Source organism: Microbacterium aurantiacum, from assembly GCF_021654035.1.
Taxonomy (GTDB): domain Bacteria; phylum Actinomycetota; class Actinomycetes; order Actinomycetales; family Microbacteriaceae; genus Microbacterium; species Microbacterium aurantiacum.
The window spans coordinates 832,459-853,736 of the sequence record NZ_JAJPDW010000001.1 but is presented as its reverse complement, the minus strand read 5'-3'; the positions used below and the strand labels follow the sequence as shown (position 1 = coordinate 853,736).

The following is a 21,278-nucleotide window of genomic DNA, read 5'->3' as shown; positions in this document are numbered from 1 at the left end:
AGCGCGGGGCGGCTAGTGTCGACAGCGGTATGAACGAATCGGATGCCGAGGGCCCCACCCGCGCGGGAGGGCCGCCCGTGGATCCGCGGCTCCTGCGTTACGCGACCGCCTCGCGGGGCTTCTTCGTCGCCCTCGGCGTCCTGTCGCTCGCCCAGACCGCGGTCATCGTGGCGTTCGCGTGGCTCCTCTCGCGCGCGGTCGTCGGCGTCATCGACGGCGTCCCCGTCGCAGACCTCACGCAGACCCTCGCGCTCCTCGCCGCGGTGATCGCCGTCCGCGCGACGCTTCTCGCCGTCCGCGAGCGGGTCGCGGCCCACGCCGCCGCGCGCGTGCAGTCCCAGCTGCGCGAGGGCCTCCTCGCCGCCGTCGGCCGGCTCGGTCCGGGGTGGCTCGCGGGCCGCAACTCGGCGGCGCTCGCGGTGACCGCCGGGCGCGGCCTCGACGCGCTCGAGGCGTACTTCGGGCGCTACCTGCCCCAGCTCGTGCAGACCGCCGTGGCGACGCCGCTCATCATCGCGGTGATGTGGTGGCAAGACTGGATCTCGGGCCTCACCGTCATCCTCACCCTGCCTCTGATCCCGCTCTTCATGGTGCTGATCGGACTCGCGACGCGCAGCGTCCAGCGGAAGCAGTGGGCGACCCTCGGCCGTCTCGCCGCCCGCTTCTCCGATACCGTGCAGGGGCTGTCGACGCTGAAGGTGTTCGGACGTCAGCACCGCGCGGCATCCTCCATCGAGCGGGTCACCGAGGACTACCGGCGCGAGACGATGCGGGTGCTGCGCGTGTCGTTCCTCTCGGGCTTCGCCCTGGAATTCCTCGCCTCCCTCTCGGTCGCCGTCATCGCCGTCACGATCGGCTTCCGCCTCATCGACGGCTCGCTCCTGTTGTCGGTCGGACTCTTCGTGCTCCTCCTCGCCCCCGAGGCCTACCTCCCCGTGCGCCAGGTCGGCGTGCAGTTCCACGCCGCCGCCGAGGGCGTCGCCGCGACCGACGACGTCTTCGCCGTGCTCGACGCCGCCCGCGCGCTTCCCGCCGACCTGACGGAGGGCGCCGCGACGGGCGGCCCGACGGAGACCGCATCCGTGGGCGACCTGGTGCTCGACGACGTCGCCGTCCACTACGGCGAGCGCGTGCTGCCCCCGGTGAGCCTGCGCGCCACCCCCCGCACCGTGACGGTGCTGGCGGGGCCGAGCGGCGTCGGCAAGTCCAGCGTGTTCGCGGCCCTGCGCGGAGCGGTCGTCTTCGACGGGTCCGCGCGTCTCGGTGACACCGACCTCCGCGCCCTCGCCCCCGCCCGGTGGCTCGCGTGGGCCGGTCAGCAGCCCGGACTCATCGGCGGCACCGTCGCCGAGAACGTCGCGCTCGGCGACGACGATCCCGACACCACCACCGTCGCACGGGCCCTCGCGCTCGCGTGCGCCGAGGACATCTCCCCCGAGCGGATGCTGGGGGTGCAGGGGGCGGGACTCTCCGGCGGCCAAGCGCAGCGCGTCGCCGTCGCCCGGGCCGTGTACCGGCTCCTCCGCGGGCGCGCACGCGTGCTGGCACTGGATGAACCGAGCGCGGCGCTGGATGCCGAGACGGAGGCGCGCCTCTGGTCCGCCGTCCGCGCGCTCGCCGATGACGGCGCGTGCGTTCTGCTCATCTCCCACCGCACCAGCGCCCACGCGATCGCCGACCAGGTCGTCCGCCTGCACGCCGACGACGACGCCACCGCTACCGCCGCCGGCGCGCGAGAGGTGACCGCATGACCGCGCGCTCCCGCATCGCCGCGCCGACGAACACCCCCGCCGGTGTCCTCCGCGGCGCCGTCCCGCCCGCCCCGCGCCTGGTGCCCGCCCTCGCCTCCGGGTTCGCCTCCGAGGCTTCGGCGGTGGCGCTCCTCGCCGTGAGCGCCTGGCTGATCGTCCGGGCCAGCGAGCAGCCCCCGGTGCTCTTCCTCACCGCCGCTGTCGTGGGCGTCCGCTTCTTCGCGATCTCGCGCGCGGTCTTCCGCTACCTCGAGCGCCTCACCGGCCACGACGCCGCGCTCCGGCAGCTCGCAGCGACCCGCTCCGCGCTCATCCGACGCCTCGTGCCGCTCGCCCCCGACGGCCTGACCCGCTCGCGTCGCGGGTCGATGCTCGGGGCGCTCGTCGACGACGTCGACGAGCTCCAGAACCTCCCCTTGCGCGTCATCCAGCCGCTCGCCGCCTCCGCCACCGTCGCCCTCGGCGCGGTGATCCTCGTGAGCATCGTGTGGTGGCCCGCGGGCCTCACGCTGCTGGCCTGCCTCCTCGCCGCCGGGTTCGCCGCCACCGCCTGGGGATGGGCCTCCGGCGCGCGGGCGGAGCGCGCGATCGCGCCGTTGCGCGCAGAGCTGTCGGATGCCGTCCTCGACCAGCTCGGAAGCCTCGACGTCCTCTCGGCCTACGGTGCGGAAGCGGCCGGGCGCGACCGCATCGCCCGCGCGGACCGGGCGCTCCGTCGCGCGATCCTCCGCCGCGCGAGCGCGCAGGCCGGCACCGCGGCGATGGTGTCGCTCCTCGCCGGTGCCGCCAGCCTCGCCGCGGTCCTCGTGACCGCCGGGCCCGTCGCCGCCGGCACCGTCTCAGCCCCGGCCCTGGCCGTGGTGATCCTCGTCCCGATGGCCGTCTTCGAGGTGTTCGCCGCGGTCCCGCTCGCGGCCGCGGCGTGGCGTCAGGTGCGCGCGAGCGCCGAGCGTGTCGCGGAAGCGGTCCCCGCAGACATCCCGTCGGGACTCGTCGCCGAGGACCCGGAACCCACCGGACTCGGTCCCGCGCTCGGCGACGGCATCCGCCTGCGCGGTGTCTCCGCCCGCTGGCCGGGCGCCTCCGCGCCCGCCCTGCACGACGTCGACCTGCACGTCGCGCCGGGCGAACGCCTTCTCGTCGTGGGCTCCAGCGGCGCGGGGAAGTCGACGCTCGCCCACGCACTCGTGCGCTTCCTCGACGTCACCGGCGAGTACACGATCGGGGGTGTCCCGGTCGAGACGCTGGCCACGGACGATGTCCGTCGCACCGTGGGCCTGTGCGAACAGAGCCCGATGCTCTTCGACGAGGACATTCGGCAGAATCTCCTGTTCGCGCGCGACACCGCCACGGATGCCGATCTCGAGGCCGCCCTCGAACGCGTCGGTCTCGGACCCTGGCTCCGCGAGCGCGGCGGCCTGGATGCGCGTGTCGGCGAGCGCGGTGCCCTCGTCTCGGGCGGACAAGCGCAGCGGCTCGCCCTTGCGCGGGCGCTGCTCCGCGGGTTCCCCGTCCTGGTCCTCGACGAACCGACCGCGGGAGTGGATCCCGCGGCCTCCGACGCGCTGCTCCGCGATCTACTGGAGGCGGTCGGCGATGATCAGGCGGTGGTGCTCATCTCCCACGTGACCGTACCGGAGGGCCTCATCGACCGCACCGTGCACGTGCGTGCGGGCACGCTCGTCAGCGCGTGACGGTCACCGGCTGCGCCGACGCCTCGACATCCATCTCGGCGGTGGCGGCGATGCGACTCGCCATCCCCGAGAAGATGAAGCCGTGGAAAGGCAGCACCGCCAGCCAGTAGAGGCGGCCGGCAAGCCCCAGCGGGAAGAACACCGCGCGCTGCTCGTAGCGGGAGCCGTTCTCCTCCGCCACGGCGCGGAGCTCGAGCCACGCGAGCCCCGGCACTTTCATCTCGGCCCGGAGCCGCAGGAATGAACCCGGCTCGAGGGCCTCCACGCGCCAGAAGTCCAGCGCGTCGCCGACCTGGAGACGCTCGCGGCTGCGGCGACCGCGCGCCAGACCGATGCCGCCGACGAGACGGTCCATCCAGCCGCGGATCGCCCACAGGATGGGTGAGGAGTACCACCCGTTGGCGCCGCCGATCCCCTCGATGACGCGCCAGAGGGCCGCCTGCGGCGCCGAGGTGTGCGCCGATCGGGCGTCGACGAACACGGTGCGCCCGGCCCAGTCGGGGTCGCTCGGCAGCGGATCGCTCGGGACGCCGAGCACTTCGGCATCCAACCAGCTCGTCTCCACGCGGTCCTCCTGCTCGCGGCCGAGCGCGAGGCGGACGGCGTGCCGATAGCTGGTGAGACCGTCCTCGGGCGGCGGGATCAGGTCGTCGATGTCGTGGTCCTTCATCACGCATTCGTTCTGCAGCGACTCCACGAGCGGCCGCGCGATCGAGCGGGGAATGGGCGTGACGAGGTTCACCCAGTGCGAGGCGAGCCGCGGCGTGAGGACGGGAAGCGCCGCGATCGCGCGCTGCGGCAGACCCGCCACGACGGCGTAGCCGTTCATCATCTGGCCGTAGCGGAGGACGTCGGGCCCGCCGATGTCGACGGCGCGGTTCACGTCGGGAGCGATCTTCGCCGCTCCGAGCAAGTAGTGCAGGACGTCGCGGACCGCGATCGGCTGAATGTGGTTGCGGACCCAGCGCGGGGCCGGCATGTAGGGCAGCACCTCGGTGAGATGGCGGACCATCTCGAAGGATGCCGAGCCCGACCCGATGACGACGCCCGCCTGCAGGACGAGGGTCGGCACGCCCGAGGCGAGGAAGACCTCCCCGACCTCCACGCGCGAGCGCAGGTGCGCCGACAGGGGCGCGTCCTCGGGGTGGAGACCGCCGAGATAGACGATGCGCGACACTCCGGCGCCCGCCGCCGCGTCGGCGACGGTGCGCGCGGCACGGCGGTCGGCGTCCTCGAACGCCGCGCCCGCGGACATCGAGTGCACGAGGTAGTAGAGGACGTCGACGTCCGCGGTCGCCTCCGCCATCGCCTCGGCATCGGTGGCGTCGCCCTGCACGGACTCGACGTCGGCTCCCCACGTGAACGCGCCGAGCCGCGATGTGTCGCGCGCGAGGACCCGCACGCGGTAGCCCGCGGCGAGGAGGCGGGGGACGAGACGACCGCCGATGTAGCCGGTGGCGCCGAGCACGAGGACACGCGGGGGCGTGCCGTCCTCGGCGGGGACGGCCACCAGGGCCGCTTCTCGTCCGGTCGGTGTGGAGAGATCATCCATGACGGAAGGCTACGCGCGCGGTCGGTCCTGCGGACCCGTTTGACCCGAATCCGCCTCGCCGTCGAACCGGTGCGCCGCGGCGACCGCGGCCGCGAAGCGGGAGCGCGGGGCGGCGAGCACCTCGGCGACGGCGCCCTCCTGCACGAGGGCACCGTCCTCGACGATCACGAGACGCTCGGCGATCCCGACCGCGTCCGCCGCATCGTGCGAGACGACGACCGAGGTCACCCCGGTCGTGGCGAGCTGTGCCCGCAGGAGCACGCGGATCTCGGCGGCGGTCGCGACGTCCAGAGAGGTGAGCGGCTCGTCGAGGAGCAGCAGTCGCGGTTCGACGGCGAGCGCCCGCGCGAGCGCGACCCGCTGCTGCTGTCCGCTCGACAGGGCGTCGGGGGCGAGCTCGCCGGTGCCCGCGAGCCCCACGCGCTCGAGCCAGACCTCGGCGTCCGCGCGGGCCGCGCGAGCGGCCACCCCGCGGGCCCGCGGACCGAAGGCGATGTTCTCCCGCACGCTCAGGTGCGGGAAGAGGCGGGGATCCTGCCCGAGAAGGGAGATCCCGCGCGCGGCGGGATCGCGGTGCACCCCCGACGGCCCGCCGGCGAGGAGGTCGCCGCCGAGCCGGATCGCTCCGGCGTCCAGTCGGACGAGTCCGGCGAGGGCCTGGAGGAGCGTGGACTTGCCGGCCCCGCTCGGACCCATGACGGCCAGGGTGCCGCCCGCGGGCACCTCGAGTTCCACGTCCACGGTGAATCGACTCCGCGCGACGACGACGTGCGCGTCCAGCGCCGCCGCCGTCATGACGGCACCCCCTGTCCGGTCGGACGCCAGGCCCGCACGAGGAGGAGCACCCCGACCGCGGTGAACAGCAGCAGCAGCGACAGGGCGATCGCCGTCCCCTGTGTGACGCCCGCCCCGTTGAAAGCGGTGTAGATCGCCAGCGGCATGGTCTGGGTGACGCCCGGTGCGTTTCCGGCGAACAGGGCGGTGGCCCCGAACTCGCCGATGGCCCGTGCGAAGCAGAGGACGACACCTGCCACGATCCCGGGAGCGGCGAGGGGAAGGGTGATGCGCCGGAGGATCGTCCAGCGGCCGGCGCCGAGTCCGGCGGCAGCCTGCTCGTAGCCGACCCCGGTCGCGCGGAGGGATCCCTCGACGGCGAGGACGAGGAAGGGCAGCGCGACGAAGGTCTGCGCGATCACCACCGCGGGCGTGGAGAACGGCAGGCGGATGCCGAGGTCGGCGAGAACGCCGCCGAGCCACCCCGTTCTGCCGAACAGGTACAGGAGCGCAACGCCGCCCACCATCGGGGGCAGGACGAGCGGCACCGTGACGAGCGCGCGGAGGAGTCCCGCGGTGCGTGCGGAGCTCCGCGCGATCACGATCGCGAGCGGGATGCCGAGGATCGTGCACACCCCGGTGGCGACGATCCCGGTCGAGAGCGACAGCCCCAGTGCGGACAGCGCCTGCGGGGAGGTGACGTCGGCGACGAGCGACGACCACTGCACCCGGGCGACGAGCGCGACGAGCGGGACGAGGAGGAGCGCGAGCGCCACGACAGCGGGGAGGACGAGGATGCGCGGGACGAAGCCCGCAGCCTGTCGGGATCCGGGCCGACGTCGGCTCACGGCGATCCGAACCCGTCCTCGGCGAGGACCGACCGGCCGCCCTCGCCGAGGACGAAGGCCACGAACGCCGCGGCGACCTCGGGATCGGCGGCGTCCTCGAGCGCGACGATCGGGTAGCGGTTGACGACATCCGCGGCACCCTCCGGGATGATCACCTCGACATCGTCGCGCCCGGCGACGTCGGTGGCGTAGACGAGTCCGGCGTCGGCCTCGCCCGCCGCGACCTTCGTCAGCACCGCGGTGACGTTCTGCTCGGAGCTGGCCGGGATGACGCGGACGCCCCGATCGGCGAGCAGGATCTGCGACGCCGCACCGCACGGCACCTCGGGCGCGCAGAGCACGACGCGCGCCGCGGGATCGGAGAGATCGGCGAGACCCGTGATCTGTGCGGGGTTCCCCGCCGGCACCGCGATGACGAGGGTGTTGGCGGCGAACAGCGCCGGTTCCGCGGCGAGGCCCGCCTCGACGACGCTCGCCATGGTCTCCTCATCGGCCGAGGCGAAGACGTCGGCGGGTGCGCCCTCGACGATCTGGGTGGCGAGCGTGCTCGATCCGTCGTAGGAGATCGGGCGGACGTCCACGCCCGGGTAGGCCTGCTCGAACTGTGCGGCGATCTCATCGAAGGCGACGGCGAGGGACGCCGCGGCGAAGATCGTGACCTCTCCGGTCAGCGCGTCGGCACCGCCGCCGGGCGTCTCCCCCGCCTGCGGATCCTCCGTCGGAGACGAGGCGCACCCGCCGAGCAGAAGCACGCACGCGGCAAGCGCGGAAAGGAGAGGAAGCGAGCGGGAGCGCGGCACGTCAGTCCTTCGGGGTCTCGACGATGACGGTGGTGGCCTTGACGACGGCCACGGCGAGCGACCCGACTTCGAGGCCGAGGGCATCCACCGCCTCGGCGGACATCAGCGACACCACGCGGTGCGGGCCGGACTGGATGTCGACCTGCGCCATCACCGTGTCCCGCACGATGCGGGTCACGAGCCCCGTGAAGCGGTTGCGCGCGCTGGAGAGGACGTCGGTCGGGTCGTCCGGCCGCGCCGCGAGGGCGACCGCGCGCTCGGCGAGGGCCGCCCCGGGAATCTCCGCGGGGCTCGCGCCGGTCGTCGGGAGGGTTCCGGCATCCACCCACCGCCGCACGGTGTCGTCGCTCACGCCCAGGAGACGCGCGGCGTCCGCGATCTTGTAGGCGGTCATCGCGTCACGATATCACCGTGGATGCGGTGGAGAGGCGGTGAATTCTCCGCACCTGCGGATCCCGGCATCCGACCGGTGCTCGCGTCGTAGCCTGAGGGGGTGCCCCTTCCCCCGCTGGTCGCGCCCGTGGACGCCCTCGATCCCGCCGAGGCCTCCCGCACCGCCCGCCACGCGGTCCTCGCGGGATTCGGCGAGATCGGTCAGCGCCGCCTCGCCGCCGCCCACGTCGCGGTGATCGGAGCGGGCGGTCTGGGGTCGCCCGTGATCCTCGCCCTCGCCGCAGCCGGTGTCGGCCGCCTCACCGTCATCGACGACGACGTCGTGGAGGTCTCCAACCTGCAGCGCCAGGTGCTGCACCGCCACCGCGACGCCGGCCGCCCGAAAACGGCGTCGGCGATCCGGGCGGCGGCCGATCTCTCCCCCGGCACCCGCGTCGACGCCGTGACCGAGCGGATCGCACCCGGCAACGCCGCCGCGCTCCTCGCGGACGCCGACGTCGTGATCGACGGCAGCGACACCTTCGCGACGCGTCGCGCGGTCGCGGACGCCTGCGAGAGCCTCGGCATCCCCCTCGTCTGGGGCGTGGTGCAGGAGTTCCACGCCCAGGTGACGATCTTCTGGACGCCGACGGATGCCGCGCTCCCGGCCGTCCGCCTCGCCGACCTCTACCCGGAGGGCAGCGAGGGCGATGTCCCCACGTGCGCCGCGGTGGGGGTGCTCGGATCGCTCTGCATCCAGGTCGGCGGCATCCTCGCCACCGAGACCGTCAAGCTGCTCACGGGGATCGGGGAGCCCCTCCTCGGCCGCGTCCTGGTGGTGGACGCGCTCCGCGGGCGCACGTCCGAGGTGCCGCTGCGGCCGAGCCGGATGCCTGTTCCGGTCGTCTCGCCGGCGCCCCCGCCGACGCACGCCCCGGCACCCGCACCGGCCCCGGTGCCGGACGTCGACCTGGAAGCGGCGCTGTCGGCCTCCCGCGCGGGCGCGCTGCTCCTCGACGTCCGCGAGCCGGCCGAAACCGCCACCGGGACGATCCCGGGGTCCATGACCATCCCGCTCGCCGACCTGCTCGCCGAACCGGCCCGGGTGACGGCATCCTCCGTCGTGGTGATCTGCCACGCGGGCGGTCGTGCCCGCCGCGCCGCCGAGGTGCTCCGCTCCCGCGGCATCGATGCCGCGGTACTCACCGGCGGGCTCTCGGCGTGGCCGCACGCGACGGACCCTTCGCCAGCGCCGAGCACGATCGCCGAGGAGACCTCCGCGTGACCGATGACCTGATCGACCTCGACGCCCACCGCGCGACCGTACTCGCCGCGGCGCCCCTCCTCGCCTCCGAGGTCCTGCCGCTCGCGGCGGCTCTCGGACGCACCCTCCGGAACTCCGTGCACGCGGCCGTCGACCTCCCCGTCTTCGACAACTCCGCGATGGACGGTTTCGCCGTCCGCGGCGAGGACGTCGCCGGCGCGAGCGACGACCGCCCCGCCCGACTGCGCGTCGTCGCCGACATCCCCGCCGGATCGGGCGAGGACCCTCCCCTCGGCCCGGGCGAGGCGGCCCGCATCATGACCGGAGCGCCGATGCCGAGCGGCGCCGACACGATCGTCCCGTTCGAGAGCACCGCCGGCGGGCTCGCCGATTCGCTCGGGGAGGTGCTGGTGGTCGCCGCTCCCGCGCCGGGGGTCCACGTGCGTCGCCGGGGCGAGGACTGCGTCGCCGGAGCCGAGGTCCTCGCCGTCGGAACCGCACTCGGCCCGCTCCACCTGGCCTCCGCCGCGGCGGCCGGGGTGGCCGCGGTGACGGTCTCCCGCCGTCCGCGCGTCGCGGTGGTGTCCACCGGCACCGAGCTGGTCGCGCCGGGGACGCCGCTCCGCCGCGGCGAGATCCCCGAGTCCAACGGCATCCTGCTGGAGATGCTCGCGCGCGAGGCCGGCGCCGAGATCGTCGTCCGCGAGGTCGTCGACGACACCGTCGGCGGCCCGCTCGGGGCGATCGCGCGCGCCGAGGACGCGGGCGCGGACCTCGTGATCTTCTCGGGCGGGGTGAGCGCCGGCGCCTACGAAGTGGTCAAGTCGACCCTCGGCGCGTGGATGACCTTCTCGAAGGTGCGGATGCAGCCCGGCAAGCCGCAGGGGTTCGGGGTCTCCCCCGCCGGAACGCTGCTGTTCGGGCTTCCGGGGAACCCCGTCAGCGCCGCGGTGTCGTTCGAGGCCTTCGTCCGCCCGGCGCTCCTCGCGATGCAGGGACGGAGCGACCTCGCCCGCCCCGTCGTGACCCTCCCCGCCGCGCGCGGGTGGCGGACGCCCCCGGGACGCGCGCAGTTCCTCCCGGTCCGGATCGATCGCGCCGATCCGGCGCAGTGGCGCGCGGTCCCGGCCACGAGCGGCGGGTCGCACCTGGCGGGCGGACTCGCCCGCGCGGAGGCGTACGCGATCGTGCCCGCCGAGGTGGCCGCGGTCGAGGCGGGCGATCTCGTCGATGTCATGCTGATCCCATGAGTTTCACCCACCTGGATGCCGCCGGCCACGCCCGCATGGTCGATGTCACCGAGAAGGTCCCCACCGTCCGCTCCGCCACCGCACGGGGTCTCGTGCGGTGCGCCCCCGAGGTCGTCGCCGCGCTCCGGGACGGCACCGTCCCCAAGGGCGACGTCCTCGCGGTCGCCCGCATCTCGGGGATCCAGGCCGCCAAGCGCATGCCGGAGCTGCTCCCGCTCGCGCACGTAATCGGCGTCCACGGCGCAACGGTGGACCTCGTGATCACGGACGCCGGCGTCGAGATCGAGGCCACGGTCCGCACCGCCGATCGCACGGGCGTCGAGATGGAGGCCCTCACCGCGGTGACCGTCGCCGGTCTCGCCGTGATCGACATGGTGAAGGCGCTCGACAAGGGCACGTCCCTCGAATCGGTGCGCATCACCCGGAAGACCGGCGGGAAGAGCGGCGACTGGGTCCGACCCGAGGAATCGTGAGCGCCGGGCCGCGCCTCGGCGCCATCGTTCTCGCCGGCGGCCGCGCCACGCGCCTGGACGGAGCCGAGAAACCGCTGCTGGACGTCGGCGGTCGCTCTCTCCTCGCTCGGGCGGCGGATGCCGCGGTCGCCGTCGGCGCCGCCGATCTCACCGTCGTCGGCCCCGAGTCCCCGCTCGACGCGGTGGGAACTCCCGTGCGCTGGGTGCGCGAGGATCCTCCCTTCGGCGGTCCCGCCGCCGCGATCGTCGCCGCCCTCGCCGCGACCGCCGCGGCGGAGGCGCCCGAGTGGACCCTCGTCCTCGCCGGCGACCTCCCGCACGCGGACGAGGCCGCGCGCCTGCTCGTGGCCGATCTGGACCTCTTCCCCGCCGACACCGACGGCGTGTGCCTCGCCGACGCATCGGGACGACCGCAGTGGCTCACCGGGGTCTACCGCACCCGGGCGCTGCGGGAGGCGGCATCCGCTCTCCCCGATCGGGGTCGCGACGCCGCCGTCCGCGCCCTCCTCGACGATCTCGCCGTCGCCGTCCTCCGCGCCCCGGCGCACGTGACCGACGACGTGGACACGTGGGAGGATCTTCACCGGGCGCGGCGCCGGTTCGCCTCCGCGCCGTCCCCGTCCACCGCCGAGGAGGCGCCGCGATGACCGAACGCACCCTTCCCCCCGAGGCGCTGGACGCGTGGGCGACGGTTCTCCGCGATCACTTCGCGCTCGCCCCCGACGACGTCCCGATCGCCCTGGTACTCGACCTCGCCCGCGACGTCGCGCCCGACGTGGCCCGCCCCGCGGCCCCTCTCAGCGCCTTCGTGGCCGGCCTCGTCGCCGGGCGCGCCGGCGGATCCGCCGACGACATCGCCGCCGCCGTCGCGGCGATCACCGGACTCGCCCGCGCGCACGCGCAGGACGCCGCGGGAGGGACGCCGTGACCCGCGTCCGGTTCTTCGCCGCCGCGCAGGAGGCCGTCGGCACCGACGCGGCGGACTACGACGTCGCCACGATCGGCGCCCTGCGCGCCGAGCTCACCGCCGCGCACCCCGCGCTCGCCGGCATCCTGCCGCGCTGCGCGGTGCTCGTCGACGGCGCGCGCGTGGGCGACGACACCCCGCTCACCGGCGCGCAGACCGTCGACGTGCTGCCGCCCTTCGCGGGCGGGTGACGCGGGCGGGTGACGTTCAGCCGCCGAGGCCGAGCCAGGTCGCGGTGCCGTCGACCTCGACCTGCTTCTTCCACACCGGGAGGTCGGTCTTGATCGCCTCGATGAGGGTGCGGCAGACCTCGAACGCGGTCGCGCGGTGGGGGCTCGCGACTGCGATGACGACCGCGATGTCCCCGACTCCGAGCGTCCCCACCCGGTGACTCACGGCGACCCGGGCCTCGGTCTCCCCCGCGGCCGCGGTCGCGATCCGCTCGAGCGCGGCGGCGGCGTCCGGGTGCGCGGAGTACTCCAGCGCCGCGACCTCCCGCGCGGCATCCGGGTCGTGATCGCGCACCCGCCCGACGAAGGTCGTCTCGGCGCCCATCGCCGGGTCGGCCACGGCGTCCAGGTGTGCGGAGAGATCGAGGGGCGCGTCGCTGATGTCGGCGCGGACGACGACGGCCATCAGTGGTCCCCGCCGGCGACCTGCTCGATGACGTGGGCGGCGATCGAGACGATGACCGGCATGCCGTCCCGGACACCGCCGGGCGACCCCGGGAGGTTCACGACGAGGGCGCCGTGCGGATCGACCACTCCCGCGACGGCACGCGAGATCATGCCCGTGGGCATCTGCGCGGTGCCGATGCGCCGCAGCTCCTCCGCGATCCCGGGGATCGGGCGCGTGAGGACGCGGGAGGTCCCCTCGGGGGTCTCGTCCCGCGGACCGAGACCGGTGCCCCCCGTCGTGACGATGAGGCGCACGCCCGCGAGGACCTGCGCGGTGATCGCCCGCTCGACGCTGTCGGCGCCGTCCGGGATGATCAGCGCCTCGTCGCAGGAGAAGCCCGCGTCCCGCAGCGCCGCGACGGCGACGGGCCCGCTGCGGTCCTCGCGCGTTCCGGCGGCGGATCGGTCGGACACCGTCAGGACGGCTGCGCGGATCATCCCCTCAGCCTAGGGCTGCGCCGTCACCGCCGGTCGGAGCGGGCCGATCAGGACCAGGAATCGATCGTCCCGGCATCCGCGGAGCCGGCCGACGCACGGCGGGCACGCGCGGCGAGGGCGAGAGCCTCCGGGCGATCGAGGGCGTGCAGCGCCGACGGCCCGATCCGCCGGTCCCACAGGGCTGCGAAGGCCTCGGCATCCGCGCGGCGCCGACCGATGAGCGCCGGCACCGGCAGGTAGCGGGCGTCCTCCTCCGCGCCGGCACCCCCCAGCAGACGTCGGACGATCCACGTCCGCCCGCCGCGACCGACCTCCATCACGTACCGGGGCGTGCGGACCGCGCCGAACAGCTCCGCGAGCGCCTCGGCGAGGAGCCGCTGGTCGGCGAGGGTGGCCTCCGGGAAGCCGATCGACACGTCGATGCGGTCCGGGGACCCGCGGTCCTCGACCACCGACGGTGCGCCGACCGCGCCCCGGGTGCGGCCCGCGGCCTCCAGACTCGCGCCGACGACCGCGGCGATCCGCGTGTACAGCTCGACACCGTCGCCGCGACTCGCCCGCCACGCCGACACGAGGGGCGGCAGCGCCCACAGGCCCGCGCCGCCGAGGACGATGGCGCCCACGATCGCCGCGAGCGGTCCGGCCGTCGCGGCCGCCGCGATCCCCGCCGCGACCAGCGTCGCGATGCCGCCGATGGCCCCGCCGAGCACGCGCGAGGTCCGTCGCCGAGTGCGGAACACGGGCGTCCCCGGCCGACGGGCGAGGAGGGCGCCGGCCGCCTCGCGATCGACGTATGGTTCGCCGACACGCCATTCCGCCCGCGTGGCGGCACGGTCGCCCAGGTCGGACGCGGCGTTGAGGGCGGACACCGGAACGTCCCGCCGGTGCTCCACGAGGTCGGTGAGCAGGGTGCGCTGCCGCTCCGGCGCCGCGGCGGCGAGTCCTCGCACCACGCGGGACCGGTCGTCGCGGTCGAGCCCCCACAGCCGCGCGTGCTTGCGCCGCAGCCGATCCACATCCGGTGCCGCGCGCAGGGGCACGCCGGCGGGGAGGACCGCGGTGACGGTCCAGTTGTGCGCCACTTTGTCGGGCCACGCCGGATCGCACCGGAGGGTCCGGCCGCGCAGCTGCTGCACCGCGGATGCCGTGGCCACCGCGGACAGGTCGATGAGGGTGTTCACCGCGGGGCAGTCCCACCCCTCGCCGAACAGCCCCCGCGTGCCGACGACGACCCGGACCGGGCCGTCGGAAAGCAGCGCGGAGACGGCGCGCACCATCCCCGCCGCGCCGACACCCGGTGCGTGCACGCGCGACACGACGCCGCCCTCGAGGGGGGCCGCGGCCACCGGCACCCCGAGCGCGCTCTCGAGGGCGGGGAGGAGCACGTCCTCGTCCCGCGTGGCGATGTGGGTGCGGGAGCCGGTGACGAGCACCGGATACAGGCCGCGGACGGCGACGTCTGCGGCCACGACGTCGAAGGTCCGCAGGGCGCCCGCGGCCGAGACGAGCCCGCCGTGACGGTTGCCGTGGCGTTCGAAATCGGCGACCACCAGCGCCCGAAGCCGGTCGTCGCCGATCTCCCCGCGTTCGATCCGCAGGATGTCGCACACCGCGTGGTCCTTCGCCAGCGACGAGGCCAGCAGCGTGTCGATCGGATCGCGCGAGCGTCGCACGCCGCGATCGGTGAGGCTGTAGCCGAAGTCCGCGAGCGCCCGACGGATCCGCTCCCACTGCTCGGAGCGGGCGGGGTCGGGGAGGATCCGCTCCACCGCGTGGCGGCCGAGCAGCCGGAGCGCCTCCTCCGTGGTGGGCGGTCGCCGCGCGGCGTACGGCAGCAGATCCACCAGCGGATGCTGTGGCGCGACGGTGCAGAGCATGGCGGCCGCGGCCTCCGCGCCGGCGAAGTCCGCCCCGAAGGCGGCCGCCAGACGGGCATCCGCCTCCCCGTCGACATCGGCGGGCTGCAGGGCGTCCACGAGGTGCGCGAGGCCGGCATCCCGCGAGAACGTCGACCGCAGGAGCACGTCGAGTCCCTCGGCGTGGGAGCCCAGGAACGCCAGCTCCTGTTCGGTGGGTTCGACGAACCGGACGAGGTCGCGGAAGGGGGCGAGGTTGCCCTCGCGGACGACCGCGGGCACGGGCACCTCGTAATCGACGTCGCCGAGGAGCGAGGTGTAGTTGTCGTACTCGTCGGCGTCGTCGGGCGACGGCAGGGTCGCCGTCAGCCCGATGACCAGCGGCCGCCGGCCGGCGTCGCGCAGGCGGGCGACGAGGGCGGCGACCACGAGCGCCCAGTGGTCGAGCAGGTGATGGCACTCGTCGAGGACGATCGTGTCGATCCCGTGCGCGACGAGGCGGTCCAGCAGATCGCGCGCCCGGGGATGGAGGGCGGCGACGAGGAAATCGGCGTCCTCGCGGGCGAGGCGTCGGCGCAGACGCCGGGAACGCCGCGCGATGCCCGAGCGGTAGGCATCCGGGTTGGTCCGGGCGAGGTCGGCCACCCAGGCCGCGGCTGCCTCCACCGACCGCCCCTCGGCCTCGAGCTCCTCGCACCAGCGGGTGCGGGCGAGCCCGGCCAGCGGGTTCGCCGTGTCGAGGACGCTCAGGACCTGGTAGGTCAGGGCCGTCAGGTCCGCGAGAACGTCGGGGTCCTCGGAGACCTGAGCGGGATCGGGACTGAGCGCGGTCGCGGCGTCCGCCCACTGTCGCCGCACCGTGAGCGTCGGGGCGAGGACCAGGGTGCGCGCGCCGCGCTCCACCGCGAGGAGCAGACCCAGGAGGGTCTTCCCCGACCCCGGCGGCGCGACGATGTGGAGCGGATCCTCCGTCCGCACCGACACCCGATCCAGGACGTCCGCTTGATAGTGGCGGAGCTCCCCGGAGAACGTCCACCCCGCGAGCGCCGCCCGTGCCGCCGGCATCCGCTCAGCGCGCGCCGGTCGCGGCCGGGCTGCGCGCCGGCTCGAGCCGGATCACGACCGACTTCGACGTCGGGGTGCCCGAGACGTCGGCGACCGAGTCCAGCGGCACCAGCACGTTCGTCTCCGGGTAATAGGCCGCGGCGTTCCGGCGCGGGGTGTCGTACGCGACGAGGCGGAACGACGGAGCACGCCGCTCCTGGAGCCCGTCGGGCCCCTGCCACTCCGACACGAGATCGACCAGGTCGCCGTCGGCGAAGCCCTGCTCGCGGATGTCGTCGATGTGGGCGAGGACGACGCGACGGCCCCCGTGGATACCGCGGTAACGATCGTCCTTGCCGTAGATCGTGGTGTTGTACTGATCGTGCGAGCGGAGGGTCTGCAGCAGCAGACGACCCTCCGGGATCCGTGGGTACTCCAACGGATTGACGGTGAACCGCGCCCGCCCGTCGACGGTGTCGAAGCGGCGCTCGTCGCGCGGCGGATTGGGCAGGAAGAACGTGCGGCCCTTCGCGATGCGCTGCTCGTAGTCTTCGAAGCCCGGCACCACACGGGAGATGTGCTGACGGATGCCGGCGTAATCACCCTCGAGCGAGGTCCAGTCCGCGCGCGGGCCGGTGGCGCCGTCGAAGAGGAGGGCGCACAGCCGTGCCACGATCGCCACCTCGCTGAGCAGTCCCTCCTCCGGCGGTGCCAGGCGCCCGCGCGAGGCGTGGACGGCCCCCATCGAATCCTCCACCGTCACGCGCTGCTCGGCTCCGCCCCGCCGATCGCGGTCGGTCCGTCCGAGGGTGGGGAGGATGATCGCCCGCCGACCGGTGACGACGTGCGAGCGATTGAGCTTCGTCGACACCTGCACGCTGAGGTCGACCCGCGCCATGGCCGCTTCCACGACCGCGGTGTCGGGGGTCGCCGAGACGAAGTTGCCGCCCATCCCGAAGAACACCCGCACAGCGCCGTCGCGCATGGCGCGGATCGCCTGGACAGTGTCGAACCCGTGTTCCCGCGGCGGCGCGAAGGAGAACTCCGCCGCCAGGGCGTCGAGGAACGCCGTCGACGGCTTCTCGTAGATCCCCACGGTGCGGTCGCCCTGGACGTTGGAGTGCCCGCGCACGGGGCACACCCCCGCCCCCGGTCGGCCGATGTCGCCGCGGAGCAGCAGCACGTTCACGACCTCGCGGAGCGTGGGCACGGAGTGCTTGTGCTGGGTGAGTCCCATCGCCCAGCAGACGATCGTGGCCGACGATCCGGCCACGACGTCGCCGAGCGCGCGGATGCGGTCCTCGGTGAGCCCGGTGGCGGTGACGAGGTCGTCCCAGGCGAGGGCCGACAGCGCGTCGCGGTAGGCGGCGAACCCGCTCGTGTAGGTCTCGATGAAGGCGCCGTCGAGGATCGCGGCATCCGTCTCGGCCCGCTCGAGGAGATGCTTGCCGATGCCCTGGAAGAGCGCCTGGTCGCCGCCGAGGCGGATCTGCACGAAGTCGTCGGCGAGCGCGGTGCCTCCGAAGGCGATGCCCCGGGGCGTCTGCGGATTCTCGAACCGAAGGAGCCCGGCCTCCGGCAGCGGGTTGACCGCGATGATCCGGGCTCCGCGCTGCTTCGCCTTCTCGAGGGCCGAGAGCATGCGGGGGTGATTCGTTCCCGGGTTCTGCCCCGCGACGATGAGCAGGTCGGCGGCGTGGATGTCGTCGATGGACACCGTGCCCTTGCCGATCCCGATCGTCTCGGACAGGGCCGCGCCGCTGGATTCGTGGCACATGTTCGAGCAGTCGGGGAGGTTGTTCGTCCCGAGCCCCCGCACCAGCAGCTGATAGAGGAACGCCGCCTCGTTGGACGTGCGCCCCGAGGTGTAGAACACCGCCTCGTCCGGATCGTCGAGGGCGGACAGCGCTCCGGCGATCTCCCGGAGCGCGTCGTCCCAGGCGATCGGACGATAGTGCGAGGCCCCCTCGTCGAGGATCACCGGGTGGGTGAGGCGTCCCTGCTGCCCGAGCCACCAGTCGTCGTGGGCGGCGAGGTCGGCGATGCTGTGCCGGGCGAAGAAGTCCGGACCGACGCGGCGCAGCGTCGCCTCCTCGGCGACGGCCTTGGCGCCGTTCTCGCAGAACTCGGCGACGTGCCGCTTGTCCTCCTCCGGCCACGCGCACCCGGGGCAGTCGAACCCGTCCTTCTGGTTCACGCGCAGGAGCGTCTGCGCCGTCCGCGCAACACCCATCTGCTGCTGCGCGATCTGCAGCGCGTGGACGACGGCGGGGACTCCCACGGCAACCGTCTTGGGGGCGCGGACGGACAGGTCGGACTCGTCGATGTTCTCCCGCGGTGCCTTCGTCGCCATCGCCCCAGGCTAGCCGCCCGGGTCGCGACCTTGCGTGCGGGCGCGTCTCACGCGTCGTCACAGATTCGAAACACAGGAGAAGGCCCGGGGCAATCCGGTACCGGTAACGTCACGCGTGTTCGCGCCGGCCCCCGACGGCGCGCAATTGGAGGACGCGATGAGCGCAGCAGCCGTCGAACGTCTCCCCGAGCGAGGACTCGGGTTGGCGCTGGACATCCTTGAGCAGGTCGCCCGCAGCGGCGGCGGTCTCAGCGCGGCGGAGATCGCCCGGCACGTGCGAGCCGCCCGCGCCACGGTGTACCGCGTGGTCAACGCCCTCGCCCGCGACGGCTACCTGATGCGTCTCGACGACGTGTCGGGGTTCGTCCTCGGCCCACGCGCCCTGGATCTCGCCGATGCGATGGACGAGAGTCGCCTCCGCGTGCTCCCCCGCCCCCTGACGGAGGACGTCTGACCAGAGCGGCGAGGGCTCAGCGGCGACCGATGCCGAAGACCCCGCGGATGACGCCGTCGAGGATCTTCCCCGTCGCCGGAGACCCGAGGATCTCCTCGAGCGGCGAGGACGACCGCGACGTCCGTCGGGTCCGCGAGGTCCCGGCGGTCTTCTTCAGCAGACGCTCGTACTCGCGCTGCGCCTTCTTCTCGGCATCCTCCGCCTTCTTGCGCTCGGCCGCCTCCGCCTTCTCGATCGCCGCGCGCTGACGGGCGATTTCCGCGTCCGTCTTCGCCTGCTCGCGCGCGGCTTCGTCGGCGGCGGCGCGGGCGTCGGCGGCCCGCATCTTCGCGGTCAGGATCTCCCGCGCGGACTCGCGGTCCACCGCCGTTCCGTAGGTGGGCAGGAGCGGGGATGCGGCGACGGCCGCGACGATCTGCGGCTCCGGCGTCGGCGACATCGAGCCCCGCGGGGCCTGCAGCCTCGTCCAGGCGACCGGCGACGGCGCGCCCTTCTCGTTCATGACGGTGACGATCGCCTCGCCGGTGCCCAGCTCCTGCAGCACCCGCTCGAGGTCGTAGCCCGACGTGGGGTAGGTGCCGACGGTCGCGCGCAGCGCCTTGGCGTCGTCCGGGGTGAAGGCGCGCAGCGCGTGCTGCACGCGCGAACCGAGCTGCGCCAGGACGTCGGCGGGGACGTCCTTCGGCGTCTGCGTGACGAAGAACACCCCGACGCCCTTCGAGCGGATCAGGCGCACGGTCTGGACGATCGCGGCGAGGAAGTCCTTCGACGCGTCGCGGAAGAGCAGGTGCGCCTCGTCGAAGAAGAACACCAGCTTCGGCTTGTCGATGTCGCCGACCTCGGGCAGCACCTCGAACAGCTCGGCGAGGAGGTACATCAGGAACGTCGAGAAGAGCGCCGGCTTGTCCATGACGCCGGGCACCTCGAGCAGGCTGATGATGCCGCGACCGTCCGCGGCGGTGCGCAGGAACTCGCGCACGTCCAGCTCGGGCTCGCCGAAGAAGACATCCGCCCCCTGGTCGGCGAACGTGATGAGCTGGCGGAGGATGACCCCCGCTGTCGCGGCCGAGAGCCCGCCGAGGGCCTTCAGTTCACCCTTGCCCTCGTCGCCGGTGAGGAAGGTGAGCACCGCCCGGAGGTCGGAGAGGTCGACGAGCGCGAGCCCCTCGCGGTCGGCGTAGTGGAAGACGAGGCCGAGGCTGGATTCCTGCGTGGCGTTGAGCCCCAGGACCTTGCTCAGAAGGAGCGGCCCGAACCCCGACACGGTCGCGCGGACCGGGATGCCGTGCCCGACGCCGCCGAGCGCGAAGTACTCCGTGGCGGATGCCGCAGGCTGCCAGTCCTGGCCGATACCGCGCGTGCGGGCGAGGAGCTTCTCGCTCGCCTCGCCCGGGGTCGCGACCCCGGAAAGGTCGCCCTTGATGTCGGCGGCGAAGACCGGCACGCCGTGGGCGGCGAGCTGCTCGGCCAGGCCCTGCAGCGTGCGGGTCTTGCCGGTGCCGGTCGCCCCCGCGACCAGGCCGTGCCGGTTCATCATGGCCAGCGGGATGCGCACCTGCGCCTCGGGCACGGGATCGCCGTTCACGAGGGCGCCGACGGCGATCGCCGGACCCTCGAAGGCGTACCCGCGGACGATCGCGGCGACCTCGTCGCTCGTGAGGGGACCGGCGTCGTCACTGGGGAGGGGACCCGCGTCGTCACGGGCGGGGGCACTGGCCTCGGCGGGTGCGGCAGGCGCGGCAGGCTCTTCGGGCGCGGCAGGCTCGTCGGGCGTCGCCGGCGCAGGCGGCGCGACCTGTCCCGCCGACGCCACGCCCGCTCGCGCCCGTGCCGCCTCGACCTCCGCGGCCGCCAGGGCGGCCTTCGCCGCAGCCGCCTTCGCCGCCGCCTCCGCGGCCTCCGCCTCGGCCCGGAGCCGCGCGAGTTCGGCCTCGGCGAGGGCGGCGTCAGACGAGTCGGGCGCGGTCATGGCGCTCAGCCTAGCGAGCGCGCTCCGTCGCACCACCGGATCCGGCGCCGGCGTCGGCATCCGGCTCGTCCTCCGGGATCTCCCGGGCCAGCGGTCGGGCCATCGCGCCCGCGAGGACCAGGACGACACCGACACCGACGAGGATGCCGGCGAGGGTGTCCGACAGCCAGTGCGCGTGGACGGCCGTGCGGCTGAACGCCATGAGCAGCACCCAGGCGGCGCCGACGAGGATGACCCACAGGCGGGGGAAGAGCACGAGTGCGACGGCGGCGATCGTCGCGGCGTTGGCGACGTGCCCGGACGGGAACGATCCGTAGTCGGCCACGACGAGGATCTGCTCGGGACGCTCACGTCCGAAGGTCTGCTTGAGCAGCTGCACCGTTCCCGCGGAGAGGATCGAGGCCGCGAGGAAGAACACCGCCCCCCACCGCCGTCCGAAGAACCACAGGGCCACCGCGCCGCCGATGGGGACGACGAACACGCCGAACCAGCCGCCGCCGAGGAAGTCCATCGCCTGGGACACCGCGACGAAGACCGGAGAGGCGAGGGCGACGAGGAGGTCGTTCCACCACAGGTCGATGGCGAAGGGCGCGTTCCCGCGCGCGAAGGTCCACGCGCCGAGGCCGACCGCCGCCGCGACCATCACCGCCCCGAGGATGATCCAGCTCACGCGCGCCCGCGCGGCGACGCGTTCCGCTTCGACGTTGACCTCGCCGTCCTTCGACCCGTTGCTCATCGGGCC

At 74.2% G+C, this 21,278-nt stretch carries 20 protein-coding genes; 9 read left to right on the top strand and 11 right to left on the bottom strand.

Annotated elements, in window-relative coordinates; genetic code table 11:
* Window positions 1–29: 29 nt before the first annotated feature.
* Both cydD and cydC read left to right on the top strand, forming a co-directional pair.
* Window positions 30–1,751, top strand: a complete 1,722-nt coding sequence (cydD, locus tag LTL01_RS04095; RefSeq protein ID WP_236967507.1) for a thiol reductant ABC exporter subunit CydD — start codon at window positions 30–32, stop codon at window positions 1,749–1,751.
* The gene (gene cydC, locus LTL01_RS04090) at window positions 1,748–3,445 is read left to right on the top strand and encodes a thiol reductant ABC exporter subunit CydC (protein ID WP_053548071.1); all 1,698 of its coding nucleotides are present in this window, start codon (window positions 1,748–1,750) and stop codon (window positions 3,443–3,445) included. The genes cydD and cydC overlap by 4 nt, the downstream gene beginning before the upstream one ends.
* Here the strand turns inward: cydC and LTL01_RS04085 are convergent.
* Genes LTL01_RS04085 through LTL01_RS04065 form a run of 5 tightly spaced genes read right to left on the bottom strand, consistent with a single transcriptional unit; the run spans window position 3,435 to window position 7,813 of the window.
* Window positions 3,435–4,997: an SDR family oxidoreductase gene (locus LTL01_RS04085; RefSeq protein WP_236967506.1), complete on the bottom strand. Its 1,563-nt coding sequence runs from the start codon at window positions 4,995–4,997 to the stop codon at window positions 3,435–3,437. The genes cydC and LTL01_RS04085 overlap by 11 nt on opposite strands.
* Window positions 4,998–5,006: 9 nt before the next feature.
* Window positions 5,007–5,792: a sulfate/molybdate ABC transporter ATP-binding protein gene (locus tag LTL01_RS04080; protein WP_053548072.1), complete on the bottom strand. Its 786-nt coding sequence runs from the start codon at window positions 5,790–5,792 to the stop codon at window positions 5,007–5,009.
* Complete coding sequence (locus tag LTL01_RS04075; protein WP_236967505.1) at window positions 5,789–6,619, bottom strand: ABC transporter permease; 831 nt, start codon at window positions 6,617–6,619, stop codon at window positions 5,789–5,791. The genes LTL01_RS04080 and LTL01_RS04075 overlap by 4 nt, the downstream gene beginning before the upstream one ends.
* Window positions 6,616–7,419: a molybdate ABC transporter substrate-binding protein gene (gene modA, locus LTL01_RS04070; protein WP_236967504.1), complete on the bottom strand. Its 804-nt coding sequence runs from the start codon at window positions 7,417–7,419 to the stop codon at window positions 6,616–6,618. The genes LTL01_RS04075 and modA overlap by 4 nt, the downstream gene beginning before the upstream one ends.
* Before the next feature lies 1 nt (window position 7,420).
* Window positions 7,421–7,813 (bottom strand): TOBE domain-containing protein, encoded by a 393-nt coding sequence (locus tag LTL01_RS04065; protein ID WP_236967503.1) that lies wholly within the window; start codon window positions 7,811–7,813, stop codon window positions 7,421–7,423.
* Between the two features lie 99 nt (window positions 7,814–7,912).
* Here LTL01_RS04065 and LTL01_RS04060 point away from each other — a divergent pair, with 99 nt between their 5' ends.
* The 6 genes from LTL01_RS04060 to LTL01_RS04035 are packed head-to-tail and all read left to right on the top strand — an operon-like array spanning window position 7,913 to window position 11,936.
* Window positions 7,913–9,076: a HesA/MoeB/ThiF family protein gene (locus LTL01_RS04060; RefSeq protein WP_236967502.1), complete on the top strand. Its 1,164-nt coding sequence runs from the start codon at window positions 7,913–7,915 to the stop codon at window positions 9,074–9,076.
* Entirely contained in the window at window positions 9,073–10,305 is a 1,233-nt protein-coding gene (locus LTL01_RS04055; RefSeq protein ID WP_236967501.1) for a molybdopterin molybdotransferase MoeA, read from the top strand. Before LTL01_RS04060 ends, LTL01_RS04055 begins: the two co-directional genes overlap by 4 nt.
* On the top strand, window positions 10,302–10,778 hold the full coding sequence (gene moaC / locus LTL01_RS04050) for a cyclic pyranopterin monophosphate synthase MoaC (RefSeq protein ID WP_236967500.1): 477 nt from the start codon (window positions 10,302–10,304) through the stop codon (window positions 10,776–10,778). The genes LTL01_RS04055 and moaC overlap by 4 nt, the downstream gene beginning before the upstream one ends.
* On the top strand, window positions 10,775–11,425 hold the full coding sequence (gene mobA / locus LTL01_RS04045) for a molybdenum cofactor guanylyltransferase (protein WP_236967499.1): 651 nt from the start codon (window positions 10,775–10,777) through the stop codon (window positions 11,423–11,425). Before moaC ends, mobA begins: the two co-directional genes overlap by 4 nt.
* Entirely contained in the window at window positions 11,422–11,706 is a 285-nt protein-coding gene (locus tag LTL01_RS04040) for a DUF6457 domain-containing protein (RefSeq protein ID WP_236967498.1), read from the top strand. Before mobA ends, LTL01_RS04040 begins: the two co-directional genes overlap by 4 nt.
* Window positions 11,703–11,936, top strand: coding sequence for a MoaD/ThiS family protein (locus LTL01_RS04035; RefSeq protein ID WP_236967497.1), 234 nt, complete (start codon window positions 11,703–11,705; stop codon window positions 11,934–11,936). Before LTL01_RS04040 ends, LTL01_RS04035 begins: the two co-directional genes overlap by 4 nt.
* Before the next feature lie 16 nt (window positions 11,937–11,952).
* Here LTL01_RS04035 and LTL01_RS04030 read toward each other — a convergent pair whose 3' ends face one another.
* The 4 genes from LTL01_RS04030 to LTL01_RS04015 are packed head-to-tail and all read right to left on the bottom strand — an operon-like array spanning window position 11,953 to window position 18,113.
* Window positions 11,953–12,381, bottom strand: a complete 429-nt coding sequence (locus LTL01_RS04030; RefSeq protein ID WP_236967496.1) for a molybdenum cofactor biosynthesis protein MoaE — start codon at window positions 12,379–12,381, stop codon at window positions 11,953–11,955.
* Entirely contained in the window at window positions 12,381–12,860 is a 480-nt protein-coding gene (locus LTL01_RS04025; protein ID WP_236967495.1) for a MogA/MoaB family molybdenum cofactor biosynthesis protein, read from the bottom strand. The genes LTL01_RS04030 and LTL01_RS04025 overlap by 1 nt, the downstream gene beginning before the upstream one ends.
* A gap of 47 nt (window positions 12,861–12,907) precedes the next feature.
* Window positions 12,908–15,781 (bottom strand): DEAD/DEAH box helicase family protein, encoded by a 2,874-nt coding sequence (locus LTL01_RS04020; RefSeq protein ID WP_236967494.1) that lies wholly within the window; start codon window positions 15,779–15,781, stop codon window positions 12,908–12,910.
* A 4-nt stretch (window positions 15,782–15,785) separates the two neighbouring features.
* Window positions 15,786–18,113, bottom strand: coding sequence for an FdhF/YdeP family oxidoreductase (locus LTL01_RS04015; protein ID WP_236967493.1), 2,328 nt, complete (start codon window positions 18,111–18,113; stop codon window positions 15,786–15,788).
* 157 nt (window positions 18,114–18,270) lie between these two features.
* Here LTL01_RS04015 and LTL01_RS04010 point away from each other — a divergent pair, with 157 nt between their 5' ends.
* Window positions 18,271–18,567 carry a helix-turn-helix domain-containing protein gene (locus tag LTL01_RS04010; protein WP_236967492.1) on the top strand — a complete coding sequence of 99 codons (297 nt, stop codon included), beginning with the start codon at window positions 18,271–18,273 and terminating at the stop codon, window positions 18,565–18,567.
* A gap of 16 nt (window positions 18,568–18,583) precedes the next feature.
* Here LTL01_RS04010 and LTL01_RS04005 read toward each other — a convergent pair whose 3' ends face one another.
* Complete coding sequence (locus LTL01_RS04005; protein ID WP_236967491.1) at window positions 18,584–20,536, bottom strand: helicase HerA-like domain-containing protein; 1,953 nt, start codon at window positions 20,534–20,536, stop codon at window positions 18,584–18,586.
* A gap of 10 nt (window positions 20,537–20,546) precedes the next feature.
* Window positions 20,547–21,272, bottom strand: coding sequence for a phosphatase PAP2 family protein (locus tag LTL01_RS04000; protein ID WP_236967490.1), 726 nt, complete (start codon window positions 21,270–21,272; stop codon window positions 20,547–20,549).
* Window positions 21,273–21,278: the final 6 nt, after the last annotated feature.

Bases quoted from the DNA above. Each gene is read 5' to 3' on its own strand.
- moaC (WP_236967500.1), top strand. From the start codon at position 10,302: ATGAGTTTCACCCACCTGGATGCCGCCGGCCACGCCCGCATGGTCGAT.
- cydD (WP_236967507.1), top strand. From the start codon at position 30: ATGAACGAATCGGATGCCGAGGGCCCCACCCGCGCGGGAGGGCCGCCC.
- LTL01_RS04025 (WP_236967495.1), bottom strand. From the start codon at position 12,860: ATGATCCGCGCAGCCGTCCTGACGGTGTCCGACCGATCCGCCGCCGGA.
- LTL01_RS04010 (WP_236967492.1), top strand. From the start codon at position 18,271: ATGAGCGCAGCAGCCGTCGAACGTCTCCCCGAGCGAGGACTCGGGTTG.
- LTL01_RS04020 (WP_236967494.1), bottom strand. From the start codon at position 15,781: ATGCCGGCGGCACGGGCGGCGCTCGCGGGGTGGACGTTCTCCGGGGAG.
- cydC (WP_053548071.1), top strand. From the start codon at position 1,748: ATGACCGCGCGCTCCCGCATCGCCGCGCCGACGAACACCCCCGCCGGT.
- LTL01_RS04005 (WP_236967491.1), bottom strand. From the start codon at position 20,536: ATGACCGCGCCCGACTCGTCTGACGCCGCCCTCGCCGAGGCCGAACTC.
- LTL01_RS04000 (WP_236967490.1), bottom strand. From the start codon at position 21,272: ATGAGCAACGGGTCGAAGGACGGCGAGGTCAACGTCGAAGCGGAACGC.
- LTL01_RS04080 (WP_053548072.1), bottom strand. From the start codon at position 5,792: ATGACGGCGGCGGCGCTGGACGCGCACGTCGTCGTCGCGCGGAGTCGA.
- LTL01_RS04015 (WP_236967493.1), bottom strand. From the start codon at position 18,113: ATGGCGACGAAGGCACCGCGGGAGAACATCGACGAGTCCGACCTGTCC.
- LTL01_RS04030 (WP_236967496.1), bottom strand. From the start codon at position 12,381: ATGGCCGTCGTCGTCCGCGCCGACATCAGCGACGCGCCCCTCGATCTC.
- LTL01_RS04040 (WP_236967498.1), top strand. From the start codon at position 11,422: ATGACCGAACGCACCCTTCCCCCCGAGGCGCTGGACGCGTGGGCGACG.
- LTL01_RS04065 (WP_236967503.1), bottom strand. From the start codon at position 7,813: ATGACCGCCTACAAGATCGCGGACGCCGCGCGTCTCCTGGGCGTGAGC.
- LTL01_RS04085 (WP_236967506.1), bottom strand. From the start codon at position 4,997: ATGGATGATCTCTCCACACCGACCGGACGAGAAGCGGCCCTGGTGGCC.